This window comes from Actinoplanes sp. NPDC051388 (assembly GCF_055586225.1).
In genome coordinates, this window is the sequence record NZ_JBVJIP010000026.1 from 118,370 (window position 1) to 133,838 (window position 15,469).

8 protein-coding genes are annotated in these 15,469 nt (G+C 66.0%); 7 read left to right on the forward strand and 1 reads right to left on the reverse strand.

Annotated elements, in window-relative coordinates; translation table 11 throughout:
• The first annotated feature begins 53 nt into the window (after nucleotides 1-53).
• Both ACZ6TI_RS43360 and ACZ6TI_RS43365 read left to right on the forward strand, forming a co-directional pair.
• Nucleotides 54-704 (forward strand): amidase domain-containing protein, encoded by a 651-nt coding sequence (locus ACZ6TI_RS43360; RefSeq protein ID WP_465351125.1) that lies wholly within the window; start codon nucleotides 54-56, stop codon nucleotides 702-704.
• 131 nt (nucleotides 705-835) lie between these two features.
• Nucleotides 836-3,715, forward strand: a complete 2,880-nt coding sequence (locus ACZ6TI_RS43365; RefSeq protein WP_465351126.1) for a hypothetical protein — start codon at nucleotides 836-838, stop codon at nucleotides 3,713-3,715.
• Between the two features lie 229 nt (nucleotides 3,716-3,944).
• Here the strand turns inward: ACZ6TI_RS43365 and ACZ6TI_RS43370 are convergent, their stop codons facing one another.
• Nucleotides 3,945-4,706, reverse strand: a complete 762-nt coding sequence (locus ACZ6TI_RS43370) for a hypothetical protein (RefSeq protein WP_465351127.1) — start codon at nucleotides 4,704-4,706, stop codon at nucleotides 3,945-3,947.
• 795 nt (nucleotides 4,707-5,501) lie between these two features.
• Between ACZ6TI_RS43370 and ACZ6TI_RS43375 the strand changes: the two genes are divergently transcribed.
• The 5 genes from ACZ6TI_RS43375 (at nucleotide 5,502) to ACZ6TI_RS43395 (ending at nucleotide 14,738) form a co-directional block, all read left to right on the forward strand.
• Nucleotides 5,502-7,052, forward strand: a complete 1,551-nt coding sequence (locus ACZ6TI_RS43375; RefSeq protein ID WP_465351128.1) for a hypothetical protein — start codon at nucleotides 5,502-5,504, stop codon at nucleotides 7,050-7,052.
• Nucleotides 7,049-7,789 (forward strand): hypothetical protein, encoded by a 741-nt coding sequence (locus ACZ6TI_RS43380; RefSeq protein ID WP_465351129.1) that lies wholly within the window; start codon nucleotides 7,049-7,051, stop codon nucleotides 7,787-7,789. Before ACZ6TI_RS43375 ends, ACZ6TI_RS43380 begins: the two co-directional genes overlap by 4 nt.
• Nucleotides 7,786-12,312, forward strand: coding sequence for a hypothetical protein (locus ACZ6TI_RS43385; protein WP_465351130.1), 4,527 nt, complete (start codon nucleotides 7,786-7,788; stop codon nucleotides 12,310-12,312). The genes ACZ6TI_RS43380 and ACZ6TI_RS43385 overlap by 4 nt, the downstream gene beginning before the upstream one ends.
• A complete protein-coding gene (locus ACZ6TI_RS43390; RefSeq protein ID WP_465351131.1) occupies nucleotides 12,309-13,358 on the forward strand; it encodes a hypothetical protein in 1,050 nt (349 codons plus the stop codon). Before ACZ6TI_RS43385 ends, ACZ6TI_RS43390 begins: the two co-directional genes overlap by 4 nt.
• Nucleotides 13,359-13,574: 216 nt before the next feature.
• On the forward strand, nucleotides 13,575-14,738 hold the full coding sequence (locus ACZ6TI_RS43395; RefSeq protein ID WP_465351132.1) for a tyrosine-type recombinase/integrase: 1,164 nt from the start codon (nucleotides 13,575-13,577) through the stop codon (nucleotides 14,736-14,738).
• Nucleotides 14,739-15,469: the final 731 nt, after the last annotated feature.

Below are 15,469 nucleotides of genomic sequence, written 5' to 3' on the forward strand. Positions count from 1 at the left end.
AGCGCGGACGATCGATCGTGAACGCTTTCACAAGCGTTCAAGAGGGAAGGGGTATGCACTTGAAGATCAAGAGACTACTTCTCGTCGTCACCGCGGCGGTCGCACTGACCGGTGGATTGGCGGCGCCCGCCGTGGCCGACCCGACATACATCACCGACGGCTCCGCAGCGCCGTTCGACCGTGATGCCGCCGTGCGTTGGGCACTGGACAACGCCGCCAAGGAGCAGCCGTTCCCGGCGGCGTGCACCTGGTTCGTTAGCAACGCGCTGTGGGCGGGAGGAATGCAGGCCGACACGGACTGGACCCCGCAGGGCGAACACGGCCGCGTTCAGAAGCGGCCCGGGACGGTCTCCGCGACCGCCGCGCAGCCGCTGATGGACTACCTGCTCGTCCGCTACCCGCTGACCCAGCACATCTCGATGAATTTCAGCACGAACGCGGTGCCGCAGGCGGAATCCGGTGACATCGTCGCCTACGACTGGGAGAACGACGGCAACGTCGACCACCTCGCACTCGTCGTTGCAATCGCTCCAGGGGCATACCCTGAGGTGGCCGAGTGGGGCGTCGGCGCACAGTCCAGCTCCGGCTACACGAAGCGTGGCTGGACCTACTCGCAGCTCAACCACCGATGGCTGCAGCACGACTACCCGAGCGTGACCGCCACGCTGTTCCACATCGACACGCGGAACATCACGACCTACTGAACCCGAGGTTTGCCAGGTGCCCCCGTCAAAGTGGCTCGTGGGCGCCTGGCGGAGTATGGACCGCAGCTCCCGCCGAGGATCGCTCCGCTCCACCTGCGCGTTTGGTTGCGGGTGCACGCTAAAATCGTTCAGTGCCACGCAGCTACACCGATCGAACGCTGAAGCTCCTCTTTGGCACGGCGGCTCACTGCGCGTACCTCGGGTGCGCGAGCCCGATCATCTTCGAGGACCGAGGCCTGCTGACCCCGACGGCGCAGATCGCGCACATCCGGTCCGAGTCGCCCAAAGGGCCGCGGCACGACCCGGCGTATACGTGTGACATCAATGGCTTCGAGAATTTGCTTCTCCTCTGCGGCCTGCATCACCCTCCGGTTGACCAGCACGATTCGGCCTACACGATCGCGGAACTGCTGGAGTGGAAAGAGCAGCAGAAACGCCAGGGTTACCGTTTTGTGCGCGACGCGGACCTCGCGGCGATCGCGCGGCGCATCAACGGCGTTCCGCCAGTCACGTCGGACGCGGTGCTTCGCGGTCCGATTGCCCATCTGGGCGAGGCGGAGCGGCTTCAGCAGGCAGAAGAGCGAGTGGCCGAGTCTCCTCTGGAGGCGGCGTCGCTGTTCGCCGAGGTGGCGTCGAAACTCGAGGCCTCGCCGTTCGCCCGGCATGCGATCCTGCTCCGGACCCGCCAGTGCGAGGGGCTCGAATCCGGCGGCGACTTCGAATCTGCTGCCGCCCTGCGCCTCAACCTGGGATGGGTTCTCCACACCTATGGAAACTCGTTCGCCGTGGCCGAGCACATACGCAAACTGGACAGCAATCGCCGACACCTTTCCGAGTCGATCCTCCGATCGATCAGCGCGCTTTCCTACGGCGCTGCGTTCGGTTATGAGCATTCCGTAGACATCGATGACGTCGCTTCTGCCTTTGATGCGCTCCAGAGCGCTGACATGAAATATCTCGAATGCGCATTGATGCTCGCGGAACAATGCATCGTGTGGCGCCGCGCCGATCTCTTGACCGCGCGGATGGACCGCCTGCATGACGCTGCTCTGACGACCCCTCTCGACGATGACCACCTGACGATCCGGGCTCGCATTCTGATGTGCCTCGCCGAAGCGGCCGACGACTGGAGTGAGCTTGACGGCGCTAAAGGGCACTATCCGCCGAACGCCGTCGCATGGATCGCCGCTCGCCATGCGCGGCATTTGGCGATCAAGGGGCGGACGGACGAAGCGCTCCGGCGATGGCAGGGCGCCATCGACTTGGCGGTCCAGGCCGGACTCAACGACTCCGCCGCGTCCTGGCTCTACGCCACGGTCTGGGTCGCGAGGCAGAACTTCGGCCCGCAACTGAATGCGGCGGACACTCACCTGGTCGCACAGGCGCTTAAGGTCGGCGGCAGCGGCTCGGTGCTACCGGAGCCACAGCCGTACGCCTCACGGGCGACGTCCAACATCCTCGACAAGCGGTGGCCCGACGCGCGGCACAACCTGCACCAGCACCTCTCGTATGCGGTGCTGGGCGCCGACTGGCAGGAAGAGTTCCTGGCACACCAACGGTTCGGGGACCTGTACACGGAAACCGGACAGTGGACCGAGGCGATCAGGCACTACGTTACCGGCGGCTACTGGCAGAAGTTGAAGGCCCTGGTCGGCCGGTTGCCCGACGATCCGCTCGACTTCCATCCACCGTCGGACGATCAGCCGGCCTGGGAACGCGCGACGTCCTTCCGCTTCGCGTCGGTGGCCGCCGAGCTCATCCCGGAGGAGACGGCCGGGGAGTGGGCAAGCGCGTCGTATCGCGAGCTCACCACGAAGGAGTTCTCGCGCTCACCCAACAACACGTGGGGGCCCGCCTTTGGAGCGTACGCCGGAACCTGCGGCGCCGCATCGCTGGAAGAGGCGGAAGGATTCCTGAACCTGACGCAGGACCATCTATCCGAATCGACGCCGGACTCGGTTTTCGCGTTCTATGAGGAATACATCACTGCAGCGGTTGCCATAGCCGAAAGTCACCCTTCGCTGAGCGCCCGGGTGGTCGACGCTCTGTGCGATGCCGTGCTGCTGAACAATCATATTGCCGATTACGCGTCCGACAAGGGGGAGCTTCTCTTCCGTTCGAACCCAGCTCGCGTTTCGGAGCGCCTGGTGTCAGCGGCCTCAGAGGGGAATCGGTATGCCGCTCTCACGCTCGTGCTCGCCGGTAGCGACGTCGAGCCGGTATTGGCGGTTGCTCGCTCTAGCTTCGAGCGCGACTCGCAGCCCTTCGTGTTCAACCCTAGCGTTACCACCTTCGGTACGGCGCTGAAGGAAACCGCCCTGCTGGTGCGGACTCTTGACGACACGGACCGGACTAGCTTCACCGATGCAATGCTGGACAGGGTGGCCGAGGTGCGCGACGCCGCCGAAAATCGTTCCGATGCCCTGGGAGCGATTCTGTACCTCGCTCCCACATTGCCGGCGGCGACGCGGTCCGCGGTGTTCGACGCGCTGATGAGCTTCGTCCGGGAGCCGACGGAGAGCTTGGTCGCGTTCGGGATCGACAACGGCCCGTTCGCCCGCTTCAAGGTCACCGGCGGCACGCGGCCGCTGGCGGCTCTCGCCCTGCGCGTCGCGGCCGCCCTCGCGACCAGCCAGGAGCAGTTCACGCAGGTGCAGGAGCTGGCGATCTCCCTGATGTATGGGGCCCGGGACACCGACTGGCTCCACATCGCGCACGCCCTGATCGCTCTCCCGGTGGAGGCCCTCCAGATCGACCTTCCGGTCTTCGCTGCGCATCCCAATAAGGCGCCTCGAGCCTTCGCCGCGCGCGTGTGGGTGCGCGCACCCAGCCAGTGGCCTGACCTGGGCGTCAAGCTGGCGAAGGACCCAGAGCCGGCCGTCAGATATGCGCTGGCCAGCTCCCTGAACGACGGCCCCGAGCACGACGAGGTCCGGCACCTGCTCCAGGCCGACCACCGAAGGCTGATCGCCCGAACCGCAAGAGCCCAGGCGGGCCGCCCCAGGGCCTGACGGCGGGGATGACGCTGACCGGCCAGAGCCGTCCAGCGTGGAGCCCAGTTCGGCGACCTCGCCAGGCTCGGCTGGGTCGGCAGTGGCGGCTGTTCCGGTCAGGTGGGCACATAGCCTGTTGCGGTATTGCGCTGGGCCAACCTTGCGGCCTTTGACGGGCTGCTCGCGTGGCGGGTACCAGTAATTGGCAGCCTTGACGGAGTTGAGCATCTGCGTTTGGCTGACCGGGTCAGGAGGCTGAGCGCTTACGACGTCGCAGTTCTCGCTGTGCTTGAGCGCGAGCGCAGTGATGGCTGCAGTACTTAATCCCTGTGGTTCTGTGCTGGCCGTATTCGGCGCGGCCGCGCTGGCGAACGAATGTGTTTTCGCAGGGCTCATTTGCGCAATGTCTAAGGGTGGCGTTTTCTGCTATATGATTGTACAGCTGCAGAAATGAGACGGAGTAGATGGTTGGGATCCTTGCCCTCAGGTCTCCAATGCCTACGCTGAATTTTCCTAAGGCGGCATTTAAGGTGCCCCGGAATTCGTCGATGCGGTCTTCGATATAGATTTCGCGCACGTCGTCGAGGGTTTGGCATTCAGGTGCTTCAGAACTGATGTATTCCAAAGCTTCATGCGTCACGTACTCCTCGACCAGCTCCTCTAGGCCGCCGTCCGTTTGAGAAGCGATCCAAATCTCGATGGCGTTCTGGGCAGAGTGGAGGTGCGCGATGACATTGTCGCGGTGATGTCCGCTGACGAACTGATCGTGCGTCGGCGCGTCGGTGGGTAAAGCTCGCTCAAGTCGAACTGCGGGGTCTAGATCCTCCAGTTCAAAAGCGCAGAAGTATCCGTAATGGGAGACCAGTTCGGCAACGGCGTCGAGGTTGTCAAATTCGAGTTCCATGAGTTCGCGCAAGTAGAAGTCTGCCGGTAGCTCGACCGCCGCGATGCGGCTTTGATCTTGTTTGGGCCACAAGATCCAGTCGTCGACTACCTCGACTGCTTGCACGGGAGCGAGGGGTGGCGCGGCAATCGACCGCTCGGGCCAGACCGTGGGACGAAATCGTGGTCTGCCGTACCTCACATCAACTCTTGTCGACATCTTCGCCTCCGTAGGACGATCGATCGTATCAACGTACTACGCGTCGGCCACGTCTGGTACACGTGTGTCAAGGCGAGCAGTAGATCGTTTCGGAGGAGTGATGTTTGGCGATGTGCAGCGATCGTGATCTTGCCGACCGGGAGCAGTTGCTCGATCGGGCCTACACGGCGGAGCGGGACAAACTTGCGCTGGCTCTGGAGTTGGCCCGAGATCATGATGACAACCACGTCGGCAACATCAGGTGGTGTTCGTCTGCGGCCTGCCGGACTGTGGCCGCTTGGCTTCGACTTTAGCCGTGCGGCGGCGAAGAGGGCCAAGGAGCGCAGATGATCGGAAGCCGCCCGAGTCGAGACTGCGATGCCGTGGTTGTTGACGGCCTACGCGTTCGGCTGCCTCTTCGGTTCCCGCAGCGATGACGTACCGGTCTTCGGGGTCCGCCAGGGACGCCAAACCTGGCTCTCGTGGGTGGTCGAACCCGCGCGTCTCTGGTCGTGCGGGCGTCGGAGGTCTTCGCGCTGCTTCAGCGGGCGGGTCGCGCTGAACGTGGTGGTCGATCAGAGCCACCCTTGTGGATTTCGAGATCAACCAATTAGCTAACCGAAAGTGTCGGACCCGTCTCCTAGAATGACGGCTTGTCGAGCCGTGTGCCCTTTCACGACGACTGAACGACTGCCGTCGACGCGTGCCGGAAGGAGATCTCGAGTGCCAACCGACTGGGACGTGCCGGTGGCGCCGGTCGATTGGGACATCACGATCCCCACCGATGACACCTCCATCGCTCGTCGCCGGCGCGCACTGGCACCGATTCAGGTTCTGACTGACATCGAGCGGACCAAGTCGAGCCTCGAGGGCGACTTCTGGCACCGGTACGACCTGTTCACGATCGCGCTCGCGGTGATCGATCAGGTGGCGCTGGCGATGGGGATCTCTGCCGGCAAGACGTGGGACGAGGCGGTTGAGTACGCTACGGGCCAGGCTGCGCGCCAGGCGCCAGAGGCCGATCGCGGCGAGTGGACGGCGGTGGCCGAGCGGGTCGTGGTCTCGCTGGTGACCACCGACATCGAAACCGTCCCCTATCTGACGTACACAGGGGCGGGGCCGCAGTGGCGGGCGCAGCGTTTCCGACTGCTGTACGTGCATGCCGGTGGCGGCGACGCCGCAGAGTATCTGCGTGCCTCCGAGCAGGCGATCAATATTTTCATCGACGCCTTGGATCTGGACATCGAGGCGGCGCAGATCGCTACCGAGGCGCAGTTGACCGCGTTGATCGCCCGAGGCGCCATCGAATCCGCGGTGCAGATCGCCCGGTACGCCCGCTACCAGTCCATCCAATATCAGGAACGGATCCGCCGGATCATCGCCGACACCCTCATCGACCCCGACACCCACGATTGGGTCGGCGAGGTTCCGGCGCTGCTGGACGCAGCGCTGCTGCACGTCCGGGAACGCCTTGCAGGTGAATCCTCCCTGTTGGAGGCGGTCGCCGAGCGGCGGTTCGAACTTGAGGACCGGGCCAAGGTGGAAGCGGCGAACACATTGATCGAGATTCTTCGTGAGTGCCGACATCGGCACGACGAACTGCACACCCACCTGATCGGTGCACGGACCCGGTTGCGGGAGGCATTGGACGACAGATTCGTCCGTGCCCCACGCTCGACGCATCGTTCCGACCTCGGCAGGGACCTGCTTAACCCCTATCTGGCTGCGCCCACGGGGACGGCGGCCGTGTTGGCTGATCGGCTGGTGGCGGTCGTTGGTGGGTTGTCGGCTCGCTGGATGCCCTCGTTGGCTGTGCTCACCGACGAACTGTGCGCCCCGGCCCGGGTCCCCGAGCCGGGGGAGCAGTTCGAGCCTCCGGAGTTCGACGACGATGACGCACCGGAGTGGTGGGAGACCTACGAGGACACCGTCGAGGCGATCTTCGAGGGAGTCGACGAGCCGGTGCGTCTTTCCCAGCTGATCGCCCGGGTCGATCATCTCGCCTCGCAGGTCAGCGATGAAGACGGCGAGCCGCTGGACCCCGACCTGCTGGCGGCGGCGATGGTTCACGCTGCCCACCGGGCGTGGGCGGCGAGGCTGGCGGGCAGGTCGGCCGGCGACCGGGTCCTCGTCGCCGTGGACACCGGCGATCGGCTGAGCACCGAGCTGCTCCGTACGGCCGATCTGCTGCTGATGTCGGGGTGGGTCACCGCCGACATCGAGGAGTCGGCTGCCAGGCGTATCGATGTCAATGACAGTGCGGAGGCGGCATGAGCGCCAACAACGACAGCGTCGACGTCGGCCGGATGCTGGCGTGGGCCGGTCGGCCCAGAGAGACGCCGGGCAGACACGACGATTACCACCGTGTCGTGGCCCGATATCGCAACGAGCCGGACTTCGCCGCCACCGTCGACGCGGTTTTTACCGGCGCCGGCCTCTACCTGCTGGTCGACGAGCGCGACGGGATCATCGCCACCGCGAACGCGGATTCGCCGTTGCGGGTCACCGCGTCCGATGTCGTGAAGCGGGCGCAACCGGCTCACCGGGCGGCGATCGGAGCGGTGGTCCTCACGATCGCCCGTACCGCGTACCCGGACAGTTCGATGCTCGACGACCCCGACCGGGTGGCCGTGTTCACTACGCAGTCTGTCGTTGACGCCCTCGACCGTGCCGTGCAGGCACACGCCGAGGCGACCGGCGAGGACGGTCCTGTCGACGACGACCTGATCGAGGCGTGGCGGCAATGGGCCGGCCTGCAGACCGCACGGCCGAACGCGCGACGGCGCTCCGCCAACGACCGTCCTGGCTTGGTGAACCGGGTGTGCCGCATACTGGCCGACGCTGGCTACCTGACGGCCCGCGGCGACACCGACGGCGGCACCTGGCTGGCCCGGCCACGCTTCCGGCACGCGGTCACGGTGCTCTGCGAGGACTCCGGCCTGTACGCGATCGTCAACCAGCTCACGGATGTCGACACCGGCGGAGATGTCCAGGACGAGGACGGGCCGTGACGGACAACCACCCTAACAACACGATTGCCGCCGCAGACCTGTTCACCCAGGTCGCGGAACAAACGCCGGACCGGTTGCCGGTGCCGCCGTTACGACTGCGCCGTATCCGCCTGCACGGCGTCGGCCCAGACGGAGCCCGGTTCGACCCGCTCGATCTGGACTTCACCACCAGCGACGGCGCTGCCTCCAGGGTATTGCTGTCGCTGACGAACACCGGCGGGAAATCCACGCTGATCACGTTGGTGTGCAGCCTGGTGGTGCCCGCCTCCCGGGCTCAGGTCGGCGGGAAGAATTTGGGTGACTACGTCCTTACCGGCGACACTTCCCACATTCTCTGCGAGTGGGAAGACGCCACGACCGGAACCCGCACCGTTACCGGCGCCGTGATGGAGTGGAAGGACGGCCGGCGGCAGCCCGGCCACAAACAACGCTCCACCACGAACATGCACCGGGCCTGGTATCTGTTTCGCACGGGGCCGGGCCTGCCCGGCATCGACGACTTGCCGTTCGTCACCGACGGCCGCCGCACGGGCCTCGAGACCTACCTCGCGCAGGTGACCAGCCTGATGTCCGCCCATTCTCGAACGCAATGGGTGCTCAGCCGGATTCAAACGGAGTGGACGCAGGCGCTGCAGGACCGCACCAGCATCGACCCGGTCCTGTTCAGCTATCAGATGCGAATGAACGACTCCGAGGCCGGCGCCGAGAAACTACTCGCGAGCTTCGACTCTCCGGACAACGTGGTGCGGTTCTTCATCGCCGCGCTCAACGACGACCGGGAGATCGCCGACTTCACCGGAAAACTCGGCCCGTACGCTCAACTCGCCACCCAGCGGCCCTACCTGGACGCCCTCGCCGGATTCGGCACGGAGCTTGCCCCACGCGTCGAGCTCCTGGCCCAACGCAAATCCGCACTGGACGACAACGCTGCCCTGGCGCTCAAGGCCAAGGTCGCCGGCGGCGAACACGCGGCCGGACTGACCAACCGCGTGGCACAGGACACCGCTGCGCTGGCCGATCTGGCCCATGCCGTCGAGGCCGCAGTCCGAGAGCTCGGCGCAGCGCGCCGGGAGTACGGCCAGATCAGCGACATCCGGCTGCAGTTGCAGCTGGAACGAGCACGGCATCGGCTCGCCGAAGCCGACGCCGCCGTCGCACACCACGCCAGGCTGGCCGCCGACGCCGCCATGGAAAGAGACGCGTGGGAGGCGGTCGATCGCGTCCTCGAGGTGGATATAGCCCGCAAGAAACGCGACGCCGCGAAGATCGCATACGAAACCGCGCACGCCGAGCTGGCGCCCCTGCGCGAACAAGTCCAAGAAGCTGCGGCAGCACTCGCCGGCCGCCTGAACGGCCTGATCGCAGAGGCTGATGCCGCCGCCGAAGCCGCAGACGAAGAAGCCCGGGCGGGCGAACAAGCCATGGGCGAAGCCCTCGACCTCGAGAAGGATGCTCAAGGCGACCGCGATGCCGCACGCCGGGAACTGGACCGCCTCGACGCAGCCATCCACGCCGCCGAAGCTGCCATCGAGACAGCGTACGAGGCCGGCTGGCTCCTGCCGGGCGAGCGCCCCGGGCGATGCCTACGCCGCTGGCAGGACGCGATCGAGGCAGCCGCCGCGGAGGCGGAACGGCAAGACGGCCTGGCCGAAACCGCCGAGACCGCCTTCGACGACCTCCAGACAGACCTGCAAAACCTCGAAGATCAGCTCATTGGACTGCGCAAAGCAGCCGACGCCGACCGTATGAGACTGGAGGCCTTCGACACCCAACTCGCCACGCTCGCCGCGAACGACACCGTCACCACACTGCTCGGGGGCGCGCCCGCCGACGTGACTGACGTCGGCCGCGTCGTCGAGCTGGCCGGCCAAGCCGCCCGGCGTGCCGACGAGCGCGCAGCCGACCACGAACGGCAGGTCCGAGCCGCCCGCGACGAGCTGGCGCATCTCGACGAAACAGGCACTGCCCCGACCGGCGCCGACGTGCTCGCCATCCTGGACATCCTCCTGGCCGAGCGCATCGGAGCCGTCACCGGCCTGGACTGGATCGAACGCAACATCATCGAGCCCACCGACCGGCCCGCGTTCATCGCCACGCGCCCCGAGATCGCCGGCGCCATCATCGTCTCCGATCCGAACCGGTTCGGCGCGGCCATCAGCCATCTCACGCAGGTGAAACCACGAACCCGCGTGCCGGTCACCGTCACCGTTCCACCCACCTCGACCCCGAGCGATGCAGCTAGAAACGACGCCGGACCGCGGCACGTGGTCGTGCCGCATCGCGCGACCTGGGACCGTGAATGGGCCCGCGCCGCCCGCGCCGAACTCGAGGCCACTGAACAGCAGCAGGGCAAGAAGCTGTCCGAAGCCCGAACCGCTGCCGAATCGCACCGGGCGGCTTCCGCGTCATGCTCCGCCTTCACCGAGGGGTGGCCTGCCACTACACGGTCCGCATTGACCACAGCCTCGACAAGCTCAGCCGACGAGGTGGAATCGGCCGTGCGGCGCAAAACCAACTTGGGCTTCGAACGGGACCGTCAGCGCCAAGCGGCAGGACAGTGCCGCCGCCTCGCCGGCGAAGCGCGACGCGAACACCAGCTGGCACGAGATACCGCCACACGAGCCGAGGAACTCGTCGTCATCGCCGACGCCGCCGCTACTGCGGCTGACCAGCGACCACGCATCGCGACGGCCGAGGCCGAGGCAGGGCGGCGCCTCGCCCTTGCCGTAGAAACCAGAGCTGCCGCCAAGGCCCGGATGTCTGCCGGCGTTCATGCCGCCGCTCAGGCCCGCGCGGACCGCCGAACCTGGCAGACAGCGCGCGACGAACTCGGCGTCGAACACACCGCCGCGGATCCCGGCGGAAACCTGGCCGTTGTCCAAGCCACCTGGGACTCTCTGCGCAAGGAACTCACCTCCGCCGAACAAGGCCTGCGCGAGGCCGAGTTCCTCAACCGGGCGCAGTCACATCTAGACCAATCCATTGAACGTCGCGACCGGTTCGCCCAACCTGTCGTGCAGCGAGCCGCCGTTCTGGCCCGCTCCACCTCCGCCTCATCGCGCGACGCGCTGATCGCCGCGCAAAACCGGTCGCGAGCCGAGGCGACCGAAGCCGAGAAAGCCCACCTTCGAGCAGTTACCGAACAGGAGAACGCCACCACGGAGGTACAGGTGGCGAGCCCGGCCTCCAGCGACAGGCAGAACCACATCGACCTCTCCAACACGCCGCAGTGGCTACCGGCCACACCCGCGGACATCCCGCATTTACTGGAGCGCCTCGAGAGCCGCAACGCGGAACTGTTGGCCCGCCGTGAAGCCGCCGAGCAGGCCCAGCAGGACGCCGAGGAGCTGCACGCCGCCGTCATCGCCGACATCGGCGCGTTCAACGACACCATCGGCATGTGGCCCGCCGAACCCATGCCCGCCGAACGCATCTACGCCGGCAGCAAAGACACCGCCAGGACCGACATGCGAACACTGGTCCAAGCCCACCGCCAGGCGGAAGCCGCCGAACGCGCCGCACGTGACGAGCTGGGCGAAGCCGTCACCAACGTCCGCGCTGGCGCCACCGATCCCCGCTGGCGCGACCTGGACGCCCCTGTCGCCGCCCGAGTCCGAGCCCTGCGCGACGCCGACCTGATCACCGAAGCCGAAACCCTTGCCCGCCGGATCCAATCCATGGCCGAATCCGCCCGCGGTGACCTCGACGCCCTCGACACCCACCGGGCGATTCTGCGCGACGGACTACTCGCCCTCTGCCGCGAGCAACGCCGACTGCTACGCGAAGTGACCCGCGCATCTCGCCTGCCCGCCGGCCTCGGCGAGTTCTCCGACCACCCAGCCATCAAGATCCGCTTCGAGGACGCCGCCGATGACGAGTCAGCCGTCCGCCTGGCCGACCGCATCGACTCGTGGGCTACCGAACTCGCCGCCAATCCGAAACGCGCCTCCTCGGCAGACGTCCGAGCCCGCTGGCTCGCCGACGCCGTCCGCGACACCGTAATCGACCGTCTCCGCGCCGGTGCCTGGTCCATCGAGATCCTCAAACCCCGCATCGACGGCAAAGTCATCTACTGCCCGCCCGACCGCATCCCGCAGGAGTTCTCCGGCGGCCAAGTCCTCACTCTGGCGGTGCTTGTCTACTGCGCCCTGTCCGGCGTGCGCAGCACACATCGCCCCGGCGGCGCCCGGCCACCCGGCACCCTGCTACTGGACAACCCCTTCGGCGCCGCATCCGCCGAAACCCTCATCGCCATGCAACACCGGCTCGCCGCCCACACCGGCCTGCAACTGGTCTGTGCCACCGGCCTCCACGACGCCGGCGTTGACGCCGCATTCACCGGACCCGGATCCGTCGTCGTCAAACTCCGCAACGACGGCGACCTGCGACGCAACCTTTCCTTTTTGCGTCTGCGCGCCCGCATCGTCGATGGCATTGACATCGCCGCCGCCCTCACCGCCGGCCGTGACCCGAACGAGCCCAAGAACTGGGTCGACGCCACCACCTACGAGATTCGCCGATGACATCCTCCCTCGTCCGGCCTGCCGAGATCGATGCTCTCGCCGACGCGCTCGCCCGGACCGGATCCGTCCGCGTGCCGCTGTCCCAGATCTGGAGCTTGTGGACCCGCGCCGCCCCACGCCTGATCGGCGAGGCCGCCCAGGCCGCGGCCCTTGAGGCCGCCCTACGCGACCTCGCGGTTCGCGGCTTGCTGGAACTGCCGACCACCGCGTGGGACACGTCAACAGCGCCTGCCCTGCCGCGGTCGGTCTCGATCCCGGCGGCCCGTCGTGCGCTTCGCGCCAAGGAGTGGATCAGGTTTCCGTGGCGTCATGAACTCGGCTGGATCGCCTCCCTGCCGACGTTGTCCGACGCGCGGTTGCGTGAACTCATCGCTGTAAACGATTGGCTTGCACGCACCAACGGCGGCAAAATCGGCGTGGTGCCGGTGCGCTACCGGTCGGCCGAAATCTTCGGCGACGAAAAGTGCTTGGACGGCATGGTCCGCACCAACCTGTTTGGCCCAGGCCGGCTCAGTCTCGACATGCTGGCGTGCGTGCGTGTACCGGCCCCGTTGCCATCCATCGCGGTCGGCCCAGGACCGGACATCCTGGTAGTCGAGAACAGCGACACCTACTGGGTCGCCGTCGACACCCTGCGAAACGGCCACGGCCATCGCATCGGCGCGGTCGCCTGGGGATGCGGCAATGCCTTCCCCTCACAAGTAGCCGCCCTCGGGGTCGACATCGGCGGACGCGGCCCCGTCACCGGAACGGCCTGGTACTGGGGCGACCTCGATCCCGCTGGCCTTACCATTGCGTCCGACGCTGCAGCGGCTGCGGCCGCCGCCGGGCTACCCGAAATCAGACCCGCCGCAGCTCTATGGGCCGCTATGGCCGATCGCCCCATCCAGAGCACCGGAAACGTGAACTGGTCGGCGATGCCGGGCCGAAACTGGCTCGGCAACCAGCTCTGGGAGCAGACGGCCGCTGTCCGCGACGCACAAGGCCGCGTCGCCCAGGAGTCCGTTCCCGCGCATATCCTCGCATCTTGGGCAGAGAATCGGTGAGCTCGGCTGAGGGCGTGGATTCCGGCGATGCTTGAATCCGCCGGGCTTTTCGCAACACGTCCGCAGTGGCCTGGCCCTGTCGCCCGTCTGAACGTTCCGATCGTTCCCTGTTCGAGTGATGTCGACTCATGTGCGTTGCTGCTTCGTGATCGGCTCGTTGGTCAAGGTGAAGGTTCCTCTTATCTGGGAGCCATGACTGGAGCGGAGGTGCGGGCAATGTCCGATACCGAAGCGATCGTTCAAGATCCGGGGACAGGGTCGTTCGGGTTCCGGCTGGAGATGGGCCGCGACCATGGTGGGATCCGGATGCAGGTCCGGCGGACCGACTTCGTGACGGAGCGCGCCGCGACCATCGAGTACGGCAGACTGTGCCGGCAGCGAGACGCCCGGCATCCGAAACCACGGCTCAGTGACAGCGTGCAGAACATTTGTGAAGACTGGGTGCTGGCCCGGGAGCAGGAACTCGAGCCCAACACGGTGTACGGCTACCGGTGGTTGCTCGGTCTGATCTACCCGTATGTGGGAGGTGTACGTGCCTCTCGGCTCAGTGCCCGGATGGTCGAGCGCGCCTACCGGGAGCTGGAGGGTTGCGGCTACTCCCGTACCACCCTGCGAACGCTGAATCTGGTGTTGGCGAAGGCGTTCGTGGAGCAGGTCGGCCGGACCCTAGCTGCGCGCAAGCTGCGCGAGAGCGACAAAGAACGACCGGTGTGGTCACTCGCCGAGGCACGGTGTTTCGGTGACCATGTCGTGGATGATCGTTTGTACCCGTTGTGGCGGCTGCTGCTGGTGTCCGGCCCGCGGCGTGGAGAGCTGTGTGGTCTGCGGTGCGGTGACTTGGAGCCGCTGCAGGGCATCCTGACCGTGCGTCGGCAGTTGGTGGTCGAGGATCCGGGGAGCCGCCGGGTTCGGGTGAAGCCGCCGAAGTCGCACAACGGTGTACGCACGCTGGTGCTCGACCCGGTGACACTCGACCTGCTCGGGCCGGTCGCGGCGGGGCCGGCGTCGCGATACTTGTTCGCCGGCCGTATGGGCCAGGCGATCCGACCGGACAATCTCACCGACCGATTCAACCAGCTGGCCGAAGCCGCGACGGTCCGGCCGATCGGTCCGCACCAGATCCGGCACCTGATCGCGTCGACGCTGCTCGACGCCGGCTACGGCGTCCACGAGGTCGCGGAGCGGCTCGGCCATGATCCGGCCACTCTCATGCGCTACTACACTCGGGTCAACGCAACCAGACGCCTGCAGGCCACGGACCGGATCGCCGAACTGATGACCGTCTCCGAAATCCAGCCAAGGTCGCTGCGGAACTGGGCTGGCTGCACCACGAGTCTTCTCCCTGACGTTGGTAAGTCCGTGGCGATGTGCACCAGTTGAGGCCCCGGAATGCGTGTATCCGGATTCAAGCAACCGCAGGCAGGGCCACACAGGATAGGGACTCCGAAACTCGCCTGCCTGCGGTGGTCGTCGTGAAACCTGCCATGGCCCGGTTGAGAGTCGAAGGAACCGAGTAAAGGAGGTGCTGGGAATGGTCGAAATCGCGGTTGATTTCCGATGGGCTTCGACGGGAAGGATTCTCCGCGAAGAAGGATTGGTCGAGCATGATCGGGTTCCGAGTCAAAGGGCCGCTCCGGTGGCGGGTTAGCACGCCGCTCATCGGAATGAATCGGCTTGCTGGAGCGTCGGCAGAACACTGATAAAGTTCCGGGAGAACTCGTTTGAGGGATCCCGGGCAGCAAAACTGCTGGTAGGCGAGTTGCGATGGGTTCGCCAGGAAGTGGTTGGTAGCGACACCTTTACTCGGCCTGGTATGCTTTCCAGTGACCTGGTAAAACGTTGTTGAGCACGTCGCTGGGCCTTTCATGTCCTGGGGGTCAAGGGGTCGCAGGTTCAAATCCTGTCAGCCCGACTTTCTGGAACGTCTTCGCAGGTCACGAGCCTGCGAAGACGTTCATTTTGTTGATGTCAAACGATGCATGGCGTCGATAACCCCTTTACTCGGCCCTTCAGTTAAGAGCCGCTAACACGATCTGCTGAATCGATGTTGATCGGCGCTACGAGCTGAAGATCAGTCTCGTTCGGTTCGGTGTGAGCAAGGCGTGGACCGT

Excerpts from the sequence above, each read along its gene's own strand:
- ACZ6TI_RS43360 (WP_465351125.1), top strand. The coding sequence starts at position 54 with ATGCACTTGAAGATCAAGAGACTACTTCTCGTCGTCACCGCGGCGGTC.
- ACZ6TI_RS43380 (WP_465351129.1), top strand. The coding sequence starts at position 7,049 with ATGAGCGCCAACAACGACAGCGTCGACGTCGGCCGGATGCTGGCGTGG.
- ACZ6TI_RS43390 (WP_465351131.1), top strand. The coding sequence starts at position 12,309 with ATGACATCCTCCCTCGTCCGGCCTGCCGAGATCGATGCTCTCGCCGAC.
- ACZ6TI_RS43395 (WP_465351132.1), top strand. The coding sequence starts at position 13,575 with ATGTCCGATACCGAAGCGATCGTTCAAGATCCGGGGACAGGGTCGTTC.